This is a genomic window from Paratissierella segnis, from assembly GCF_014385195.1.
GTDB lineage: Bacteria > Bacillota > Clostridia > Tissierellales > Tissierellaceae > Paratissierella > Paratissierella segnis.
Map to the genome: position 1 here is coordinate 17,309 of NZ_JACRTG010000021.1, position 15,586 is coordinate 32,894.

Annotated in this window: 12 protein-coding genes and 14 tRNA genes; 3 read left to right on the forward strand and 23 right to left on the reverse strand. The window is 34.4% G+C overall.

Annotated elements, in window-relative coordinates; all coding sequences use genetic code 11:
- Positions 1–16: 16 nt before the first annotated feature.
- The 3 genes from H8707_RS09890 to H8707_RS09900 form a co-directional block, all read right to left on the reverse strand.
- The gene (locus tag H8707_RS09890) at positions 17–556 is read right to left on the reverse strand and encodes a helix-turn-helix domain-containing protein (protein WP_262429994.1); all 540 of its coding nucleotides are present in this window, start codon (positions 554–556) and stop codon (positions 17–19) included.
- A 241-nt stretch (positions 557–797) separates the two neighbouring features.
- The gene (thiI, locus tag H8707_RS09895) at positions 798–1,964 is read right to left on the reverse strand and encodes a tRNA uracil 4-sulfurtransferase ThiI (protein WP_262429995.1); all 1,167 of its coding nucleotides are present in this window, start codon (positions 1,962–1,964) and stop codon (positions 798–800) included.
- 5 nt (positions 1,965–1,969) lie between these two features.
- Positions 1,970–3,124: a cysteine desulfurase family protein gene (locus H8707_RS09900; protein WP_262429996.1), complete on the reverse strand. Its 1,155-nt coding sequence runs from the start codon at positions 3,122–3,124 to the stop codon at positions 1,970–1,972.
- Positions 3,125–3,458: 334 nt separating this feature from the next.
- On the opposite strand from H8707_RS09900, the gene H8707_RS09905 reads away from it, so the two are divergent.
- Complete coding sequence (locus tag H8707_RS09905; RefSeq protein WP_262429997.1) at positions 3,459–4,448, forward strand: asparaginase; 990 nt, start codon at positions 3,459–3,461, stop codon at positions 4,446–4,448.
- A gap of 15 nt (positions 4,449–4,463) precedes the next feature.
- Here H8707_RS09905 and H8707_RS09910 read toward each other — a convergent pair whose 3' ends face one another.
- A complete protein-coding gene (locus H8707_RS09910; protein WP_262429998.1) occupies positions 4,464–5,453 on the reverse strand; it encodes a hypothetical protein in 990 nt (329 codons plus the stop codon).
- 108 nt (positions 5,454–5,561) lie between these two features.
- Between H8707_RS09910 and H8707_RS09915 the strand changes: the two genes are divergently transcribed.
- Positions 5,562–6,500, forward strand: a complete 939-nt coding sequence (locus H8707_RS09915; protein ID WP_262429999.1) for a hypothetical protein — start codon at positions 5,562–5,564, stop codon at positions 6,498–6,500.
- A gap of 108 nt (positions 6,501–6,608) precedes the next feature.
- Positions 6,609–7,583, forward strand: coding sequence for a ribonuclease H-like domain-containing protein (locus tag H8707_RS09920; RefSeq protein ID WP_262430000.1), 975 nt, complete (start codon positions 6,609–6,611; stop codon positions 7,581–7,583).
- Here H8707_RS09920 and H8707_RS09925 read toward each other — a convergent pair.
- The 19 genes from H8707_RS09925 to H8707_RS10015 form a co-directional block, all read right to left on the reverse strand.
- Positions 7,567–8,538, reverse strand: a complete 972-nt coding sequence (locus tag H8707_RS09925) for an acyl-CoA dehydratase activase (protein ID WP_262430001.1) — start codon at positions 8,536–8,538, stop codon at positions 7,567–7,569. The two genes, H8707_RS09920 and H8707_RS09925, sit on opposite strands and share 17 nt — an antisense overlap.
- Positions 8,531–9,619: an acyl-CoA dehydratase activase-related protein gene (locus tag H8707_RS09930; protein ID WP_262430002.1), complete on the reverse strand. Its 1,089-nt coding sequence runs from the start codon at positions 9,617–9,619 to the stop codon at positions 8,531–8,533. The genes H8707_RS09925 and H8707_RS09930 overlap by 8 nt, the downstream gene beginning before the upstream one ends.
- The gene (locus H8707_RS09935; protein WP_262430003.1) at positions 9,591–10,541 is read right to left on the reverse strand and encodes an acyl-CoA dehydratase activase-related protein; all 951 of its coding nucleotides are present in this window, start codon (positions 10,539–10,541) and stop codon (positions 9,591–9,593) included. The genes H8707_RS09930 and H8707_RS09935 overlap by 29 nt, the downstream gene beginning before the upstream one ends.
- A 222-nt stretch (positions 10,542–10,763) precedes the next feature.
- Positions 10,764–11,963: a methionine gamma-lyase gene (gene megL, locus H8707_RS09940; RefSeq protein ID WP_262430004.1), complete on the reverse strand. Its 1,200-nt coding sequence runs from the start codon at positions 11,961–11,963 to the stop codon at positions 10,764–10,766.
- Positions 11,964–12,030: 67 nt separating this feature from the next.
- A complete protein-coding gene (locus H8707_RS09945; protein ID WP_262430005.1) occupies positions 12,031–13,590 on the reverse strand; it encodes a sigma-54 interaction domain-containing protein in 1,560 nt (519 codons plus the stop codon).
- Positions 13,591–13,854: 264 nt separating this feature from the next.
- Positions 13,855–13,931: transfer RNA gene (locus H8707_RS09950), tRNA-Ile, on the reverse strand.
- Between the two features lie 49 nt (positions 13,932–13,980).
- Positions 13,981–14,057 (reverse strand) — tRNA-Ile (locus H8707_RS09955).
- A 5-nt stretch (positions 14,058–14,062) separates the two neighbouring features.
- Positions 14,063–14,137: transfer RNA gene (locus H8707_RS09960), tRNA-Trp, on the reverse strand.
- An 18-nt stretch (positions 14,138–14,155) separates the two neighbouring features.
- Positions 14,156–14,231, reverse strand: a tRNA-Phe gene (locus H8707_RS09965).
- A 173-nt stretch (positions 14,232–14,404) separates the two neighbouring features.
- Positions 14,405–14,478: transfer RNA gene (locus H8707_RS09970), tRNA-Ile, on the reverse strand.
- Between the two features lie 9 nt (positions 14,479–14,487).
- Positions 14,488–14,578: transfer RNA gene (locus H8707_RS09975), tRNA-Ser, on the reverse strand.
- A 23-nt stretch (positions 14,579–14,601) separates the two neighbouring features.
- Positions 14,602–14,692: transfer RNA gene (locus tag H8707_RS09980), tRNA-Ser, on the reverse strand.
- Between the two features lie 6 nt (positions 14,693–14,698).
- Positions 14,699–14,771 (reverse strand) — tRNA-Lys (locus H8707_RS09985).
- Between the two features lie 4 nt (positions 14,772–14,775).
- Positions 14,776–14,852: transfer RNA gene (locus H8707_RS09990), tRNA-Gln, on the reverse strand.
- 9 nt (positions 14,853–14,861) lie between these two features.
- Positions 14,862–14,938, reverse strand: a tRNA-Arg gene (locus H8707_RS09995).
- A 17-nt stretch (positions 14,939–14,955) separates the two neighbouring features.
- A tRNA-Gly gene (locus H8707_RS10000) sits at positions 14,956–15,029 on the reverse strand.
- Between the two features lie 152 nt (positions 15,030–15,181).
- A tRNA-Tyr gene (locus tag H8707_RS10005) sits at positions 15,182–15,267 on the reverse strand.
- A gap of 53 nt (positions 15,268–15,320) precedes the next feature.
- Positions 15,321–15,393, reverse strand: a tRNA-Thr gene (locus H8707_RS10010).
- A 91-nt stretch (positions 15,394–15,484) separates the two neighbouring features.
- A tRNA-Asp gene (locus tag H8707_RS10015) sits at positions 15,485–15,562 on the reverse strand.
- Between the last annotated feature and the right edge of the window lie 24 nt (positions 15,563–15,586).

Consider the following 15,586-nt stretch of genomic DNA (forward strand, 5'->3'; position numbering starts at 1 on the left):
TGTTCCCCCCTTAATATCAAAAACTTGGCGGAGTGCTAATCCAAATTACAGCGGCTTTTGTCTTGCCGGCATTTGAGATATAATGATTTGAATTAGCCTTATAATAAAAACTTTCTCCTTTTTTTACCTTATATTGGTCATTCCCAATATGAAGGTTGATACTTCCGCTTATTACATAGCCAAACTCTTCTCCTTCATGTGGTGAATCCTCTTTTGTTCTTCCGTCAGCCTCTAATTCAACCAATATAGGCTCCATAATGTTTTTTTGCGCATTGGGAATTATCCATTTTAAAGTATATTTCAGCTCGTCATTTTCCATTTCAAAAGCGTCATCTTTTGTGAACACAATTTTTTCATTTACCGTTTCATTAAAAAAGTCTTTAAGGTTTGTACCCAGGCCCTCTAATATATCAACTAAAGTTGCTATAGAAGGTGAAGTAAGATCTCTTTCTACTTGAGAGATAAATCCTTTTGTCAGTTCACACCGGTCAGCCAGTTCTTCCTGTGTTAGCGAATTTTTAACTCTCAACCGTTTAATTTTTTCTCCGATTTTCATAAAATCCTCCTAGAAAATTTCACCATATATTAAACATTATGTTTAAACTTACTAAACTTTTTTGTCGACTATCCTATTATAAATTAAATAAATTTGAAATGCAATATGTTTTTTAAAATTTTTTTCATGCTGTAATATAGCTAATTCCAACATATTCTAAATTCCTAATAAACTGAAAGTTTACTATTTAATTACCCCATAAAAAATAAAACCAGTTCAAAATAACTGGTTTTATTTTTAATTATTCTATTGTATATGTCTTCATATTATCTATTGCACTATCTATTAGGATATTTACATCTAAAGCCTCTTCAGATTGTATTATATCTTCAACCTTCGGTCTTGTAACCGGGTGTTTCGGTAAAAATACTGTACAGCAATCTTCAAAAGGCATTATTGAAGTATCGTAAGTTTCTATATCCTTTGCTATTTTTATGATATCAACTTTGTCAAAACCTATTAAAGGTCTAAATACCGGAAGGTTTACCGCTTGATTTGTGACATTGAGACCATATATGGTTTGACTTGCCACTTGCCCTAAATTTTCACCTGTTATAAGGGCATTCATCTGATGGTCATTCGCAATTTTTTCCCCAATCCTCATCATAAACCTTCTTGAAAGAATCGTCATTTCATCTTCGGGGCATTTCGTATTTATCTGTTTTTGTATATCTAACAAATTGACACTAAATATATTCAATTTGCCGGTATATCGTGCCAAAATATGCGCCAAATCCTTTACTTTTTCTTCTGCTCTTTCAGAGGTAAAAGGGTAGGAATGATAATGAACACAAGAAAGCTCAATCCCCCTCTTTGCCATCATAAATCCTGCTACAGGACTATCTATTCCTCCGGACAATAACAGCAAACCTTTACCGTTTGTCCCTATAGGAAGCCCTCCATACCCTTTTATTCTCTCTGTGTAAACATATGCATTTTGTTTAATGTCAATATATAAATACATATCGGGGTTATGAACATCTACATTTAAATCGTCAAAACTTCTTAAAATAATTCCACCCATCTTTTTTGAAAATTCCGGTGACTTTATCGGGAAGGATTTGTCCGCTCTGTTGGTATCGACTTTAAATGTCTTTATCTTTCTTTTGTCTTTAAGCTCCTTCACTGCCTCTATAGAAGCTAAGGAAATTTGATCCACATCCTTTTCAACCCTATAACATGGGCTGATATATACAAGACCAAATACTTTTTTAAGCCTATTCATCATTTGCGAATAATTCGCCGCTTCGCCTTCAATATATATCTTTCCTTGTTCTTTATATATTTTTTCTATTCCCAAATCCTTTATTGCTCTTCTAATTTGTTTAATGAGCTGATCTTCAAAATATTTCCTATTTAAACCCTTTAAGGCAATTTCACCTAAACTTACACTCAATACTCTATCCAATAAAACTACCTCCTAATTATGTCTCTAATTTCTTTTACAGAAGATTTTAAAACATCCACCGTATAATCCACATCAGCTTTACTTATCTCATAGGAAAAACAAAATCTGATGGTGCCTTCTATTTCATTATTACTCAGTTTAAGTTCCTTAAGCACATGGCTTTTCTCCGTGCCTTTGGAAGAACAAGCGGAAGATGTGGATACATATATATCTTTATCCTCTAAATAATGTAATAAAACCTCTCCTCTTACATCTCTAAAGGAAATATTTAGAATATATGGTGATGATGATTCATCTAAAGTAGTGTTGATTCTAATATCTTCAATCTCTGCATCAATTTTCTCTGCCATATATGTTTTTAGCTCTTGAACTCTTTCTCTTTCTTCTCTTGCTTTTATGCTCAATATCTTAACAGCTTCTCCCAGCCCCAGAATACCAGGGACATTTTCCGTGCCTGAACGTAGTCCGCTCTCTTGTCCGCCGCCAAATGTAATAGGTGAAAGCTTTAATCTATTGTGAATATAAAGTCCTCCGATACCCTTCGGTCCATAAACCTTATGTCCGCTGAAGGAATAAGTATCTGCATCTAATGCTTTCAGTGAAAAATCTATTTTACCGAAGGATTGAATTCCATCAAGATGAAGTGATGGTTTTGAGCTTGAATTGTTTATGATGTTTTTTATTTCTCTTATATTTTGTATAGCTCCTACTTCATTATTTACGTGTATTATTGATACTAAAATCGTATCATCTCTTAAAGCATTTTTAAATTCATTTAAATTAATATATCCATATTCATCTGTGCTTAAGTAGGTAATTTCATAGCCGAGGAATTCATAGTATTTCATAATATTTAAAACGGAGGAATGTTCAATTTTCGTTGTTATGATATGTTTCCCTTTTCTGGCAAACTTTCTTATAATACTTTGGATAGCAATATTGTTGCTTTCCGTTCCTCCTGATGTAAAATATATTTCTTTATTGTCTACTTTTAAATAATCTGCTATATTATTCCTTGCTGTCTTTATTTCCTTTTCAGAATTTAAGCCTAATCTATGAAGTGACGAGGGGTTTCCAAAGTCCTCCTTTAATGCTTTTAGCATTATTTCAACGACTTCTTCTCTAGGTTTCGTTGTTGAACAATTATCTAAATAAATCAAATTATTAACACCTCTTACAGTTTATTTTCTCCCCATTCCGTATACTATACCTATTATATAGGATATATCCCCTTAAATGAAGGATTAATTTAGATTAATTTACAATGCACAGTTCACAAAAATATTTTTATATTTTGTTTGCAAATATTGTCGCAATTTGCTATAATGAATTTAGAGGTTATCCCCCTGGTAACCTCGAATAAGATCTCTATTCCCAATACCCCTTTTGAACGGTTAAGTTCCATCCAAATATGGATGAAAGACTCCTTTAGGAGTCTTTTTTTTTATCTAATATTATGGTATCCTTAAATTAGAAAATTGTAGGAGGATTAATATGTCATTAAAAAAAGTAGTTGTAGTTTTCACCGGAGGAACAATTGCAATGAAACTGGATCCTATATCGCATACAGCCATTCCTGCATTAAACGCTGATGAAATAATTTCGTCAGTAACAAATATAAACAGCTATGTAGATTTAGAAGTTGTTAATTTTAGCAATTTACCAAGTCCTCATATAGATCCGGATATAATGATGAAAATAGCAAATGTAGTTAAGGAAAACGTTGTAAGGGAAGATGTTACCGGTGTTGTCGTAACCCATGGCACTGACACATTGGAGGAAACCGCATATTTGCTGGATTTGCTTATAGACAATGAAAAACCGATAGTTGTTGTCGGAGCCATGAGAAATCATTCGGAATTGGGGTATGACGGAGCAAGTAATTTATCGGCAGCGATTTGTACTGCTATGTCCGACAAGGCAAAAAACAAGGGTGTACTTGTGGTAATGAATAACGAAGTAAATGCCGCATCTCAAGTTACAAAAACAAATACACTATCCTTAGATACATTTAAATCTCCCGAATTTGGACCATTGGGTATAGTGGATAACGATGAAGTAATATTTTACAGGGATATAATCAAAAGGCAATTGATCGTTACCGATAGAATCGAAAATAAAGTTGCATTGATTAAGACCGCTCCCGGAATGGAATCCGATATATTGGCATTTTATATGGACTCCGGCTACAAAGGCATAGTAATCGAAGCCCTTGGAAGAGGAAATGTCCCCCCTAAAATGATGACCGGTATTGAAAGAGCTATAAAAATTAATATCCCTGTTGTTATGGTTTCCAGATGTAATACCGGCAGAGTTCTTGATACATATGGTTATAAAGGCGGCGGCAGAGAATTAAGAAATGCAGGAGTAATCTTCGGCGGAAACCTTCCCGGACAAAAAGCAAGGATAAAACTTATGCTGATTTTAGGCAAAACCAATGATATGCATGAAATTAAAGAATTATTTGAATCAAATCTATACTAAAAGTGATTAGTCAGACTAATCACTTTTCCCAAATCCTATGAATTTTATCTCCGGATAATACGACCCATAAGAATAATCTATTCTGGTACCTTTTTCTCTCACATCTGATATATATTTATATTTTACCCAATCAACTGACGGCGACTGTCTCCATGTATAATTTCCCGTAAATGAGTCCCCGTTGTCCTCGCTTACTGTACTTAAAAACTGATTGGTACTCTTCCATACAACCCAGAGTTTATTTAAATGATATATAAGTATCGGATCCGTATGATTTCCAACTCCTGATAGCTCTTCTTCTTTTTCTTTTATTATATCATCTTTTTTGATGTAAAACTTTTCATGCTTTATATTAAAATTATCATCTTTATAGAGAGAGTATACAAGATGAAGATTGTTTCCTATTACAGCCATATCCAGATATAGTTTATTTTTATTGTCAGTCAGAGTAAAAGACGGCGACCATGTTCTATTTGTCAGATTATATTCTTTCAAACATATCTGATTTTTAAAATAATACGCTATATATATATTATCCTCTTCCAGTATTACTTTTAATGGATTTATGAAGTTATATGCAGCAATTTTATCTACTACATTTTTTTCAATTTTTCCCTTATTGAAAATGATGTGATTGATATAATATATTTTTTTGTCTTCTTTTGAAGCCTCCATATAAAAAATATTTTTATCATCTTCTCTAACTATTAAATTAAGCTCATAGATTATACTGTCTAAATTCTCGATTATCACCTCATTTTTATCATCTTTAAGGGATTTAAGTATAAGTTCCTTCTCCTCATTTTTGTAAACTAAAAATAATTCATCGTGATTAAAACATGCATCAAAATCTTCAATTGAATCTGCAGCTAATGTCCTTTTCTCAAAACCCTCTCCATCTGCGAGTAATAAATGCATAAATATTTCCTTTTTACTTTTTCTTATTATATACAATGTCTTATTCACTTCTTCAGCTATTATTATTTTTTCATTATAAAATACCATAAAAACACCTCCTAATATACTAATAGTTATGAGTTTTGTAACAAAATTATTATCAAGGGAATATATTGAAGTGAGAATAACAATATATAATTTGAGAGGAGGACAATTATGTTGTCGCACAATAAATCTGATTTAGAAAGTTTAGATATCACTGATAGATGCTGTACCGGCACCACCGGATGTGAATGGGATGGAACTCTTAGAAATGTTGTAACAGAGCCTATTTTCGTTCAAAAAGTTTATGATGCTACTTTGGTCAACCTCCAAGCTTTAAGCACCTTAAACAATGTAAGATTTACTCCAAATTTACCAGTTGGGTCAAGAGTAGTTGCTATTAGAGCTATTAGATGCAGAAAGTTCTTCAATCCTGCAAATATAAAAGACCCCAGAAATTTAAGCGTAGAACCTGACACTATTTTATCAGGCGGGGAATTTGTCAAAAATGAAAAATGTGAATTTGTAGAAGTAGTCGGTCCGGACGGATTATATACTGAAAAATTAATATACGCAGATACATCCGAATGTGATACGATAGAGAGAGGTACACCAGTATTTGGAACTCAAAGAGTTTTAATAACAGGCAATGTGATAATAGAAATAGATTTAGTTATACGAGACAATCGTGATAGAAGAGTTAATGTTACTATATCGGCAAATGTTCCGGTAGCGCCGCCAAAAGCTCCTATACTTTTAACAAACTTCTTTGAATTGTGTATCCCATCTGTTCAAGGCTCTGCATTCTTCCCAAGATTTGCAGAATTCTGTAATGTGCTTTGTGAAACAAGATTGGGAACCAATAGCATCCCAAGAGATATAGAAGTATGTCCTGAAACTGGCGAAGTAAGAATAGATTTAATTATCGCTCTTTGTATCACCTGCGAAAAGAAGATAATAGTTCCTGTTCAGCTATGCGTACTTTCAACTGGGTTCCCAGAATTATCTCCGGTAATATCACCTATCTGTACTACCTTCCCAACATTGTTCCCAAGACAGATAGACGAAAACAGTGATGATGACGATGGGTGCAGAAGAACTCTAGAGGAATAATCCTAAAAATAACTTAGAAGAATAATAGGTGCGCCCACAGCACCTATTTTTTTGTCAATATACTGTACAAGCTATAAGGATTGTTATATGATTTAATAAGGTGATAATATGCTAGTATTTGAAGATAAATTTAGAATTGATATGGATTTGAGAAAATTTTTTAATAATCAAAATGTATGCTTTATAGATATTGAAACCACCGGCTTGAGTAGTAAATATTGTTCAATATATCTCATTGGACTTATGTATTACAACTATCAAGAGAAAATGTGGCATCTAATTCAGCTATTTGCTGAAACCTTAGATGAGGAAAAAAATATATTATTAAACTTTATAGATTATATGTCCGGATTTGATAAGATCATTACATTCAATGGTGACACCTTTGATATTCCTTTTATAAATAATAGGCTCAATGCTTTCAATATAGATTATGAAATTGCTGCAGAGAACTCTTTCGATTTATATAAATATGTTAGGGAAAATAAATCCTATCTTAATCTAGAAAACTTAAAGCTTAAAACCTTGGAAAAAAGGCTTGGGATATACAGAGAGGATTTATATTCCGGGAAAGATTGTATCAAATTTTATAAGGATTATATAAAGACAAATAATTATGAATTAAGGGACATTATCCTAAAGCATAATTATGACGATCTCTATTATTTGGTATTTATATTACAAATACTTGACATAATAGATGATATTAAATCTGTAAAATTTAATTTGTCTGATACTACTATATGTATGAAAATAAAGAACATTATCCTGTCAGGAGACTTTTTTATTATTACCGGCAGCTTTGAAGGAAACTTTTCCATACAATATTATGGTAATAATTACAATATCATTTTAAATCAGGATAAAACGTTTGAAATATCATTGGAATATAATGTAGGATTAGTCACTAAAGATAAAAAAGCCTTTTATATTGACAAAAGAAAATTGGCACTACTCAAGGATATTGAAGATTGTACCAATTATCAAATATCAAATAATATTTTGTTGTTACAAGTGGATAAAGAATTTTGTATTGACAATATTAAGGAAATAATTAAAAAGCTTATTATGAATTCAATCTAAGACTATTGGAAGACCATTTGCCGCATTTATCACCGAACCTTGCCAATACTATGTCTTCCTCCTTTATTTCCAATATCTCACAGTGATTTGAACAACCGTTACAGTCAATTCCATTTACTACATAATCATTTTTATAAAGATCTAACCCCTTAAAACTAGTACTGCCCTTGACCTTCACGTTTTCCTTTCCCAAAAGAGCTGCTCCAATTGCACCCATTACATCGTAATTTGGGGGCACTATAAGTTCTTCACCTAATTCCAATTCAAATGCTTCTCTAATGCCTACATTCGCTGCAACCCCGCCTTGAAATGCTATTGGTCCCTGTATATCTTTACCCTTGCCCACATTGCTTAAATAGTTTCGTACCAATGCTTGACATAAACCCTTTATAATATCATTTTGACTATGTCCCAATTGTTGTTTATGTATCATATCGGATTCTGCAAAAACGGCACATCTTCCGGCTATCCTTACAGGGTTGACAGATTTCAAGGCCTTATTTCCAAATTCACTTATATCTATTCCCAGCCTCAGGGCTTGCCTATCAAGAAAAGAACCGGTGCCCGCAGCACATACGGTATTCATTGCAAAATCCACTATTATTCCATCACGCATTAATATAATCTTTGAATCTTGCCCTCCTATTTCAATGATTGTTCTAATGTCGGGGTTGTAATTTAGCGTTGCAATTGCATGGCAGGTAATTTCGTTTTTTATAACATCTGAACCAACTATAATTGAGGCTAATTGTCTTCCGCTACCTGTGACGCCAACACTTTTGATCTTACTATGACCAAAAGATTCAGATAACTCCTTAATTCCGTCCTTTATCATATCTATAGGTTTCCCTTGAGTACGAAGATATTTTTTATATACAAGTAAATCTCTTCCATCTATCAGTGCAATATTGGTACTTACAGAGCCCACATCTATTCCCAGATAGTAACTATCCAATGCACTTCTCCCTCCTCTTGTTGATTAAATCAATGAATGCCTCTAGCCTCGTTAGATAACCTGCTTCTCCTGTCATCTCATCAACTACCAGCGTCATAATAGGAAAATCCTCATCCTTCTCAACTGTCTTTAATATACTCTTTGCAACAATTTCAGGCATACAATTTAGCGGTAAAATTTGAATGACGCCATCAAATCCCCTACTTTTATAATAAATTGCGCTTCCGACTGTTTCCCTTCCATGACCTCCAACCGGATTTTTTAAATATTGTTCTGCTAATTTGTGTTTCATATTTTCATGTTTTGACCCAAATGGATATGAAAGCACATGATGTTCTAACCATATAGTAGGTGTCAATGACTTTTCAACCAGAACATTTAAATCTCCTAATTTTTTCTCAATTTCTAAATTTGCAAATGGTTCAATAATAGTATAGATTTCACCGATTATGCCAATCTTTAAAGGATTTATGTTCTTATCTATTGGGACTTCTCTTAAATCAATCTCAGTATTTTTAATCAATTTTAATAATTCCTCAGCTCCATGTGTTTGTTCAATATTTAAATAGTAATTATTCATGATTTTATCTACATCTATTTTATTTAATGCATAAGCCCTTACTTCATTTGACAATTGGCTCAAATCATCTGTCTTTCTAATAAGACTCAATGCTAATTTAGATGATCTATATATCTCTTGGGAGGATTTTGAATTGAGTATCTTGTTTACATTTGTTTTTAATTTGTCTATGCCTTCACCGATAGCATCAAATACTATAATATCCACATCATACCCCAATCTTTTCAATATATCCGCTTGGATTATCGGATATAATCCAAATCTGCAGGGCCCACAGCTTCCCGTAATCAGTATTGTATCTGCACCTTTTTCTATGCTTTCTATATAATTTCCAATAAATATTTTAAAGGGCATACACATCATTTCAGGTGAGTATTTGCTGCCAATTTCCAGTGTCTTTCTGCTGCAAATTGGAGGGGTTACTACCTCATGACCTAATTCTTCCAAAAATCCCTTGCAGGCTATATATACGTTACCTAAATGTGGAAAGGTTATTTTCATCTTTTTTCCTCCATTCCATCATATCTAAAAAGGCATCTATGCGAGTTACGAAACCCGCTTCGCCTGTTTGTTCGTCTAAGGTCAATACGATCATTGGAATATTTTTTTCAATGCATTTTTTTTCTACCAAATAAACAAGCATTGAATCAAGTCCACACCCAAATGCGCTTAAATACATAATCCCATCAATTAATTCATTGTCAATTAAATAATAGGAGCTGCCTATTAATTTTCTGCCTTGAGTCCAAAAAATACGTTTGATAAATTGAGATGAATACTCTCGATAGTCTTTTTCAGGTATATCCTCTGCAAAAAATAAATTGAGATCTTCATCCTTAAGTTTCTCTAAAATATTCATATTAATAAATTCATCATATACATTATAAGGATGACCGAGAATCAATAAATTGGATGATTTTTCATCTTTTTTCAGCGATATATCTGTTTTAAGCAAGTTCTTTTTGTATTTTTCTTGCTCTCTGATTGCATTTTTATATAATTCTTTCTGACTATAATTTAATTTTAATTCATTTTTCATATCCTTTACCGCAATTTTAACACCGTTTTTATTTCTTAAATTGATGATTGGATCGATTATTTCAGGCAATCCGTCTATACTGCTTTTTATCATGTCAGAAAGCCCTAGATGTTTAGGACAATTATATTCTCTTTTATGTAGCCCAATTATTCTAGGTATAAATATATAGTCTACCTTATCTTTCAAAAAAACTACATGCCCATGAAAGATTTTTACAGGAAGGCAAGCCTCATCAACACAAGCCAAAATTCCTGCATTTAAAATATCCTTGTTAGTTTTCGGGGACAACAATATTTCAAATCCTAAACTTTTAAAATACGCTTCCCATACGGGATAAAACTCATAAAAATACATTGCTCTTGGAATTCCAATAGTTTTTGTCATTTTCTCCCTCTTCCCAAATAATTTGACACATATAATATGATTGCCAATTGAGAAATAAAATAAACATCTTTGCTAACATATGACAAAAGCAAAAAAATAGATAACTAAATTGAGCTATCTATTCACTATAAATCTATTATATCCGTTGTTTTTTAATTTAAGTTATTTTAAGCCATGTTTGCATACTTCTCATATTTTCTCTTAGCATCTTCTTCCGATTTTTTAAACGAGTTTGTCCAATGCCTGCTTTAAATCTGCTATTATATCGTCTACATCTTCAAGACCTACTGATAATCTAACCATTCCTTCAGATATACCCGCTTCAGCTCTTTCTTCCGGAGTATATGGAGAATGAGTCATTGAAGCCGGATGTTGAATTAGGGTTTCTGTATCTCCTAAGCTAACTGCTAATGTACATAGTTCCAGAGTATTCATCAATTTTATCCCGCCTTCCAGACCAGCCTTTAATTTAAATGCTATCATAGCTCCCGGTAATTTCATTTGTTTTTTAGCTAATTCGTATTGAGGAAAACTCATTAGTCCGGGATAATCTATACTTTCAATTGCAGGATGAGTTTCCAGAAATTCTGCTACCTTCTGAGCATTAACACAGTGCTTTTCCATTCTAATGTCTAATGTCTTCATTCCTCTGTTGATTAAATAAGCATCAAACGGGCTTAGAGAAGCACCTGTCATATCCTTGATGCCAACTAATCTAACTTCATCTATAAATTCTTGTTTCCCAACTGCAAATCCTGCAATGACATCACCATGCCCATTTAAGTATTTGGTTGCCGAGTGAACAACTACATCTGCGCCTAGATCCAATGGTCTTTGAATGTATGGAGTACAATAAGTATTATCAACTACTACTATGCACTCTTCCACTGTGTGAGCTATCTTTGATATTGCTTCGATATCAGAAATATTCATATTCGGATTAGCAGGACTTTCTAAGTAGACAACCTTTGTATTTGGCTTCATAGCTTTTCTTACGTTTTCCGGATCTGTAGTATCTACGAAATCCACTTCCACTTCAAATCTTGTTAATCCATGATTTATAAATGCAAATGTACACCCATATAGTGTGTTTGCTGCTACCACATGATCTCCTGCTTTTAACTTCGCCCAAAGAACTGATGTAATAGCTCCCATACCTGAAGCCGTTGATACGGCTGCCTCCCCATTTTCTAAATTTGCAAGTTTTTCTTCAACTTGGCTATTTGTCGGATTACCTAATCTTGAATATATATATCCGCCTTCTTCTAACGCAAATCTTCTTCCACCTTGTTCAGCTGAATCAAATATAAATGTAGAAGTTTGATATATAGGAGTAGCCAGTGCTCCATGTTCATTTTTTTGATAACCTGCATGTACTGCTCTAGTTGAAAATTTCATTTTTTCTAATTTTTCCTTATCCATTGATTAACCTCCCTATATTGTTTATATATTTAAATTCTGAATTAGCCGTTTAATTATTCTCCCAGTTTCAATAATATTTGAGTATATCTTTATTTATCCCGTACTTTTTCATTCTGTTAATCAAAAGAGTATGCGTAACTCCAAGATTCCTAGCAGCCCCCCTGATGCTATTACTGGTTTTTAAAGACTCTGTTATTATCTTCTTTTCATAATTTTCAACTGCTTCAGTCAATGAATGCCCGACAATGCCTGATTCAGGAAAAATAGTGTAATTTAGAATTATTTCTTTTTCGGAAATTTCTTTTCCGATTGAAAGAGCTATAGCTCTTTCCAATACATTTTGAAATTCTCTTACATTCCCCGGCCAGTTATAGTTTATTAATTTTCTAACTGCACTCTGTTCTATGCTAACGATGTTTTTATTATACCTTTCAGAATGAATACCAATAAAATGCTCAATAAGTATGGGAATATCCTCTTTCCTTTCACGAAGAGGCGGAATTCTGATATTAAAAATATTAATTCTAAATAGTAAGTCCAATCTAAACTCTTTACTCCTAACCATTTCATCGATATTCTGATTAGTGGCTGATAAAAGTCTTACATCAAAACGAACCTCCTTGCTTCCCCCTATTCTTCTAACCTTTTTTTCCTGTAATACACGAAGAAGCTTTGCTTGAAGATGTTGAGGCATCTCACCAATCTCATCTAAAAATATTGTTCCTTTATTAGCTACTTCAAATATCCCAGCTTTTCCATCCTTGTTCCCCCCAGTAAATGTACCCGGCTCATATCCAAACAATTCGCTTTCCAATAATTGCTCAGGAATAGCGGCACAGTTGATAGCAATAAAAGGTTTATCTTTTCTTTTGCTCTCATTGTGTATAGCTCTTGCAAACAGCTCCTTACCTGTTCCACTTTCACCTGTTATCAATATTGGAGAATCAGATTTAGAATAAAGTTTTCCCTGATTGATTGCGTCAATCATCTTGTTGCTCTCACCAATTATGTCATCAAAGGTAATAGGGTTATCATATCGGCTTAAAACGCTGGAATTATCAATGTCATAGAATGATGCTAAATAACCCGTTAGAACATTTTCACTATTTCTTATATATTGTAGATTTACTTGATATAGTTGATTACCTATCTCCATATTTTCTTTTACTATGGGTTTTCTACTATTACCAGTTTTTAAAGATGATAATAAAATATCATACTCCTCAATGTATTTCCTGATATTTATTCCTGTAATATCCTTACCTTCGGAATGAAATACCCATTCTGCCGCATAATCATTTACGTATTTTATATCTCCTTTTTGACTGAGAATAGTAACTCCATAAGGTATTATGTCTAGTACATTATTCAATTCAGTTTCCTTTTCTTCAAAAGGAAATAAATCAATCTCTTCAAGGCTTTCCCAACCCTCTATTTCTAATAGCTCCTCTTTAATCTTCTCCCAAACATCATCTTCTATAGGATGCAAATTTATATAACATACAAAGGCAAATACCTCCATCCATATTATAGGGGCATCATATTTATATAAAACTGATAACGTCCTATAAGTAAGGTGCGGAACATCTTCCTTAAACGTAAGTTTAACCTTTCTGTCTATTTTCATTTTTTCCTCCTTTATTCATAATGCAAATAATATGCCTGCTCATGAAAACGTTATATACTAGTTTAATAGCTACTTCTAATAATCAAGATCATACGGTTATGGAACGTTTCCATTCCATTCAAAATACTTATTATAACTTATGGGTTTTAGTGTCTGCTTTTCATTCCACCTGTAATAATTTTAAACCATTATATGCAATTTAAGCAAGTAAAATAATTTACAATTTGATCAAAAAAAATAGACCCATAAGGATCTATTTCGTTGTGGTGGGCCTTCAGGGACTCGAACCCCGGACCTACCGGTTATGAGCCGGGCGCTCTAACCAACTGAGCTAAAGGCCCCTATTTATTCAATTCACAATTGTACATGCAAATTGTGCATTGTTAAATATGGTGGGCTTAGGTGGACTCGAACCACCGACCTCACGCTTATCAGGCGTGCGCTCTAACCACCTGAGCTACAAGCCCATTTATGGCAGGGGTGGCAGGATTTGAACCCACGACATTCGGTTTTGGAGACCGACGTTCTGCCACTGAACTACACCCCTAATATTCTCATCCAAATTTGGTGCCCAGAGCCGGAATCGAACCAGCGACACGTAGATTTTCAGTCTACTGCTCTACCGACTGAGCTATCTGGGCAAACATTTTATAAATATTTCAGTACTAAGTATATCTCTTCGCTTAAATGTACTAGCTGCGGACTAGCCGATTCACACCAAATCGATGATTTGGGTTCTCTGGCCATACCGACTGAGCTATCTGGGCAAACATTTTATAAATATTTCAGTACTAAGTATATCTTATGTAGATGATGGGCCTTCAGGGACTCGAACCCCGGACCTACCGGTTATGAGCCGGGCGCTCTAACCAACTGAGCTAAAGGCCCCTATTAGTTTGGCGGAGAAGGAGGGATTTGAACCCTCGCGCCCCGTGAAGGACCTACTCCCTTAGCAGGGGAGCCTCTTCAGCCGCTTGAGTACTTCTCCACAAAAACATTCAAAAACACAAATGGCGGAGAGGGTGGGATTCGAACCCACGTGAGCCGTGAGACTCTAACGGTTTTCAAGACCGCCCCGTTATGACCGCTTCGGTACCTCTCCATATGATGATCCATCCGCGATTCGAACGCGGGACACCCTGATTAAAAGTCAGGTGCTCTGCCGACTGAGCTAATGGATCGTATTGGCTGGGGTGACAGGACTCGAACCTGTGGAATGCTAGAGTCAAAGTCTAGTGCCTTACCGACTTGGCTACACCCCAATATTCAAGTGGCGCGCCTAGGAGGATTCGAACCCCCGGCACACGGATTAGAAGTCCGTTGCTCTATCCTACTGAGCTATAGGCGCAAAGTTTAAAAGTCTTATGGAGCGGGTGAAGGGGATCGAACCCTCGCAACCAGCTTGGAAGGCTGGGGCTCTACCACTGAGCTACACCCGCACAATCAATTCACAATTGTTTGAGTCTATCTTCCAGAGTCTTAAGCATAAGAAGCATAAAAAATTCTTCATTTACGCTCCGAATGACAATCCGCAGTAATTATACTACTTCTAATTGTGATTTGTGCATTGTGAATTACTAAATTGTTTAAATGGTGGAGGAGACTGGATTTGAACCAGTGAAAGCTCCGCTAACGGATTTACAGTCCGTCCCCTTTGGCCAACTCGGGAACTCCTCCATAATTTTTTACTGTTTATTTTTATTATATACTTTTGTAACTATTTTCAATGAAGCTGGCGAGAGGAGTTGAACCCCCAACCTACTGATTACAAGTCAGTTGCTCTGCCAATTGAGCTACGCCAGCGTGTATTGGTGAACAGTGAAGAATTATCTAGTTCTATCTTTTGGGTCTTTAGTTATTCACTCTTAATTCTTAGCTATTCACTATGTTTTTATGGCGACCTGGAAGGGACTCGAACCCTCGACCTCCAGCGTGACAGGCTGGCATTCTAAACCAACTGAACTACCAGGCCATGATAGTTAATTCACAATTCTCA

What these genes read in the sequence shown, in the direction of transcription:
- H8707_RS09910 (WP_262429998.1), bottom strand. Translation starts at nt 5,453, where the DNA reads ATGGTATTTTATAATGAAAAAATAATAATAGCTGAAGAAGTGAATAAG.
- H8707_RS09930 (WP_262430002.1), bottom strand. Translation starts at nt 9,619, where the DNA reads ATGAAAATAACCTTTCCACATTTAGGTAACGTATATATAGCCTGCAAG.
- H8707_RS09915 (WP_262429999.1), top strand. Translation starts at nt 5,562, where the DNA reads ATGTTGTCGCACAATAAATCTGATTTAGAAAGTTTAGATATCACTGAT.
- H8707_RS09920 (WP_262430000.1), top strand. Translation starts at nt 6,609, where the DNA reads ATGCTAGTATTTGAAGATAAATTTAGAATTGATATGGATTTGAGAAAA.
- H8707_RS09945 (WP_262430005.1), bottom strand. Translation starts at nt 13,590, where the DNA reads ATGAAAATAGACAGAAAGGTTAAACTTACGTTTAAGGAAGATGTTCCG.
- H8707_RS09890 (WP_262429994.1), bottom strand. Translation starts at nt 556, where the DNA reads ATGAAAATCGGAGAAAAAATTAAACGGTTGAGAGTTAAAAATTCGCTA.
- H8707_RS09935 (WP_262430003.1), bottom strand. Translation starts at nt 10,541, where the DNA reads ATGACAAAAACTATTGGAATTCCAAGAGCAATGTATTTTTATGAGTTT.
- H8707_RS09905 (WP_262429997.1), top strand. Translation starts at nt 3,459, where the DNA reads ATGTCATTAAAAAAAGTAGTTGTAGTTTTCACCGGAGGAACAATTGCA.
- megL (WP_262430004.1), bottom strand. Translation starts at nt 11,963, where the DNA reads ATGGATAAGGAAAAATTAGAAAAAATGAAATTTTCAACTAGAGCAGTA.